The organism is Streptomyces sp. NPDC007856 (assembly GCF_042868225.1).
In the GTDB taxonomy this organism is placed as follows: domain Bacteria; phylum Actinomycetota; class Actinomycetes; order Streptomycetales; family Streptomycetaceae; genus Streptomyces.
In genome coordinates this window covers 1-4,030 of the sequence record NZ_JBIAEC010000080.1, presented here as the reverse complement: position 1 = coordinate 4,030, position 4,030 = coordinate 1, and the positions used below count along the sequence as shown (strand labels likewise).

Here is a 4,030-nt window from a genome sequence, read left to right as displayed (position 1 = left end):
GTGGACCATGCGCTGGAAAGCACCCCTGAACGCGTTCCAGATCGCCTTCGAGGGCCGCCTGACCCCGAGCAACAACTGACCTTCAACAACCAAGATCAGCCGTTAAATTGACACACCCGCCTGAGATATGGGCCGGGGTGGACATCGGCAAGACGCACCACCACTGCGTGGTGATCAACGCGGAGGGTGCGCGGCTGCTGTCCCGCCGGATCCCAAACGACGAGAGCGAACTTCTGGCCTTGATCGGGGAGGTCCTGGAAATATCGCGTGACGTGCTGTGGGCCGTCGACCTCAACCACGGCGGCGCCGCCTTGCTGATCGGGCTGCTGGCCAGCCATGAGCAGCCCGTCGCCTACCTCACCGGACTCGCGGTGCACCGTGCCTCAAGCACTTACCGGGGCGAGGGCAAGACGGACGCCAAGGATGCCTTCGTCATCGCCGACCAAGCCCGTCTCCGCCGGGACCTCGGCCTGCTCCGGCCCGGCGACGAAATCGCCGTCGACCTGCGCACCCTCACTACCCGCCGCCTGGACCTGGTCTTCGACCGCACTCGGCAGATCAACCGACTGCGCGCACAACTACTCGAAATCTTCCCCGCATTGGAGCGGGTCTTGGACCTGACGAACAAGGGCCCGCTGATGCTGCTGACCGGGTACCAGACTCCGGCAGCCATCCGCCGCTCCGGGGTGAAACGGATCGAGACCTGGCTGAAGAACCGCAAGGTCCATGGCGCTGCCGCACTCGCCAAGACCGCTGTGGACGCCGCCCAGGCCCAGCACACGGCGTTGCCGGGCGAGAAACTGGCCGCCGCTATGGTGGCCCGCCTCACCAAGGGGGTGATGGCCCTCGACGAGGAGATCGCCGAGCTCGACGCCCAAATCGAGGCCCGGTTTCGCGAGCATCCGCATGCCCAGGTGATCAGCACCCTTCCGGGGATGGGGCCCAAGCTGGGCGCCGAGTTCCTCGCGGCGACCGGCGGCGACATGGATGCCTTCGGCACCGCGGACCGGCTAGCCGGCTTCGCCGGGCTGGCGCCGCAGCCACGCGACTCCGGCCGCGTCAGCGGCAATCTCCGCCGGCCCCGGCGCTACCACCGCGGCCTCCTGCGGGTGATGTACCTCTCGGCCATGGTCAGCCTGCGCTGCTGTCCGGCCTCCAAGGCGTACTACGACCGCAAGCGAAGCGAGGGAAAGGGGCACAAGCAGGCCCTCCTGGCCCTCGCCCGCCGACGCGTCAACGTCCTATGGGCCATGATTCGTGACGGAGAGTTCTACCAAACCTCACCCCCTGTCACCGCCGCGGCTTGACATCCTGATTGGGAAGCTCCATCTCCAGCTCGCGGATGCGCTTGTCCTTCTCCCGGGCCTCGGCCCGCAGCCGCTCCAGCTCGGCCCGCTCGCCCTCCCGCAACCGGCCACCCGAGCCTGCCCCCGCCGACGACTGGACCGGCGTGTCCGACGACGGCGAGCCGTTGCGCTTGGCCCGCGATACCCAGCTGTGCAGCGTCCCCGGATGCACGCCGAGTTCCTCGGCCACCTCCGGGATCGGCTTCCCGGTCTCCGTCACGATCCGTACCGCCCCCTCGCGGAACTCCGCGTTATAGATGCGCTTCCTGGATCCCACGACCATCAACTATCCCTCCGGTCACGGGTCTCCACGCTACGAGGGGAGGTTCAGGGTGATGGTCTGGATGAGCCGGATATGGCCGTCCACCGCATCAGCGAGGTCCCGGGACGGAGTGGTGCCGTCGAGTCTGCGGTAGGCGCTCGTGGTCAGCCGCAGGGCGGCGGCCTGGCCGCCAGTCGTGTCGTGCGTGTCTGGCACGGCGGCCAGGATGGGGGCTGCCATCGCGGCGACCGCGCCGCCAAGGACGGTGCGTCGGTGCATGGGATCGTCGTCTCTCGTCTGGCCGTGCGACGAGCGCATGTCTGCCAGACCCACCAGTGCCGGCGGAATCTGAAGATGTGCAGCCGCCGCGGTCAGGACGTCTGTGCTGTATGAGGCTGAGCCGCGCTTTTCCAGACGGGAGACGGCGGACTGGGACAGGCCGAGTGCCTGTCCGAGTGCCGCTTGCGTCATCTGTCGTCCCTTGCGGGTCAGTTCGATGACGCGTCCGTAGTCCCCGGCCCGGGAGGCGTCCCGGGCCGGGCCTGTCTGGAAGTCCACGACGTACCCCCACGCTACGAGTCCATGCGGCATCCGACGCCTGCCCATACCCGCTGATCGCATATCCGTATGCGCATGCCGCATCTGCGATGGTCCCACAGCACACGGTGATCGTTGACTGGGTGTCAGCTCAACCACGCCCGCTCTGGGACGCGTTGAGCCTCGGTGGTCGTCCCCGCCCCCCTCGGGGACGGCCACGCCGAATCGACCGCGAGCGCGAGGCGACGACATGACGACGCGCAGCACGACCCCGCATCCCCTTTCTGACGGGCTCGACGCCCCAGCGCTGCATTTCGAACGGCTGAGCGACCGGCAGCGCCAGGGCGCCTCTTGCTGCTGGTGCTCCGGCACGCCCGCCCGACGGTTCCCAGTTCGGATACTGCGCGCGGCCGACGTCCGCCTGTACGCCTGCGAGCACTGCGCGGGCATGTACGGCGTGGCGGAGGTCGAGCGGTGAGCGCGGACCTGGGACTCATGCACCGGGATCACAGGTGGCTGAACCGGGTGGTGACGGACACCGTCACCGGACGCCGGGGCATACTCCGTGCCATCGCGCCGGACACGGGGGCGCATCCGGTCGCGTGGCTGGCTCCGGTCGGCGGGGGCGTGGAGTGGACGACACGGCCCGGTGCACTCGCCGATCCGGGGCCGATCACACCAGCCACGCGCCCGTCGGCGGCATCCCGGTGACCGGCGCGAGGACTCCCGGCATGGCGGCAGTCGGTGACCTGGTGCGCGACACGTCCCGAAGTTGCCTGGCCGTACTCACGGACGAACACGAGGGCCGCCCGCTGCTGCGCCCTCGGTACGGCGCAGGGCTCGGCAAAGAGTGGCCTACGACGTGGGCGGCGATCGAGCTGATTGCCCGGCGCGGCACCTGGGAGGAGCGGTGAGCGGCCGTCGCCGGATGCCGTCCGCCGACGGCCGGGCCGCCGGTGCTGCGTTACTCGGCGCGGTCGGTGCGGGCCTCGCACTGGTGGCGGCGCAGGTCTGCGCAGCTGTCCACGCGGACGCCGCTTCGGTCGGAGTTGCGCGGTCGGACGGCCCCCCTCCCGAGGCCCCAGGGCTCGCCAACGGCCACCTGGCCACACCACACGTGTGCCGTTGCGGCACCCGATAGCCCCCTGTTCTCCCGCGCGGTGATGACCCAGGCAAGACCGGTCGCGCGGGTTTCGGGACGGCGCCTCACCCCCGAGAGGTGCCGCCCCCCAGCCGCCCGCCCGGCCTCTCTGCACCGGGCGGGCGCAACCGCCCGCGGGCAGCGCTGTAGAAGGAGCCTCGCAGCGGCCGCGCGCTGCGCGACGGCTGCACCGCTCACAACTGATGATCACCGTCCGCTGCGCCGGGGCTCCCCCTCGGTACATCAGATCCATCTACAGTGGATGCAGGAGATGACCATGGAGACGAACCCCACCGCCCTGCTGCTCGAACTCGTCGCCCAGGCCCAGCGTGCGAGCGACCCGGACGCGCTGCACGACTTGCTGTCCAGGGGCCACCACGCCTGGTGCGAGGGTGTCGCCGACGTCCGGGCCGGCGTGGACCGGGAGACCGCGACCCTGTCCGACGCCCAGCTCGCCGCGCGGTGCACCGCTACGGGCGTGCTGTGGGAGGAGGGGATGACGCGTAGCGAGGCGGTCTCCGCCCTCGCTTTCGTGACCTGGGATGCCTCGCCAGCCGCGATGGCCTACACGGAGCTGGAGGAGCGTGCGGCGCGCTTTGGGGTGTGTCTGCTGGGCGAGGAAGTGCTGTAGGCCGGTTTGGCGTCAGGCTGGACAACAAACCACCTACTTTGGCATTATCGAACATGTCACACTCGCCCGAGTGCCGGCACCGCCTTGCTGATCCTTTCAAAGGGGCCCTGATG

At 69.6% G+C, this 4,030-nt stretch carries 6 protein-coding genes; 4 read left to right on the top strand and 2 right to left on the bottom strand.

Translation table 11 applies throughout. The features are described from left to right. Positions 1 to 107 precede the first annotated feature (107 nt). On the top strand, positions 108 to 1,307 hold the full coding sequence (locus ACFYOH_RS44460) for an IS110 family transposase (protein WP_388637984.1): 1,200 nt from the start codon (positions 108 to 110) through the stop codon (positions 1,305 to 1,307). Here ACFYOH_RS44460 and ACFYOH_RS44455 read toward each other — a convergent pair. Beyond that, positions 1,291 to 1,623: a transposase gene (locus ACFYOH_RS44455; protein ID WP_388637982.1), complete on the bottom strand. Its 333-nt coding sequence runs from the start codon at positions 1,621 to 1,623 to the stop codon at positions 1,291 to 1,293. The genes ACFYOH_RS44460 and ACFYOH_RS44455 overlap by 17 nt on opposite strands. 36 nt (positions 1,624 to 1,659) lie before the next feature. Further along, positions 1,660 to 2,166, bottom strand: coding sequence for a helix-turn-helix domain-containing protein (locus ACFYOH_RS44450; RefSeq protein ID WP_388637979.1), 507 nt, complete (start codon positions 2,164 to 2,166; stop codon positions 1,660 to 1,662). A gap of 229 nt (positions 2,167 to 2,395) precedes the next feature. Here ACFYOH_RS44450 and ACFYOH_RS44445 point away from each other — a divergent pair, with 229 nt between their 5' ends. The 3 genes from ACFYOH_RS44445 (at position 2,396) to ACFYOH_RS44435 (ending at position 3,917) form a co-directional block, all read left to right on the top strand. Next, positions 2,396 to 2,623, top strand: a complete 228-nt coding sequence (locus ACFYOH_RS44445; RefSeq protein ID WP_388637976.1) for a hypothetical protein — start codon at positions 2,396 to 2,398, stop codon at positions 2,621 to 2,623. Between the two features lie 253 nt (positions 2,624 to 2,876). Then, positions 2,877 to 3,059: a hypothetical protein gene (locus ACFYOH_RS44440; RefSeq protein WP_388637973.1), complete on the top strand. Its 183-nt coding sequence runs from the start codon at positions 2,877 to 2,879 to the stop codon at positions 3,057 to 3,059. A 504-nt stretch (positions 3,060 to 3,563) separates the two neighbouring features. Then, positions 3,564 to 3,917, top strand: a complete 354-nt coding sequence (locus tag ACFYOH_RS44435) for a hypothetical protein (protein WP_388637970.1) — start codon at positions 3,564 to 3,566, stop codon at positions 3,915 to 3,917. The last annotated feature ends 113 nt before the right edge of the window (positions 3,918 to 4,030 follow it).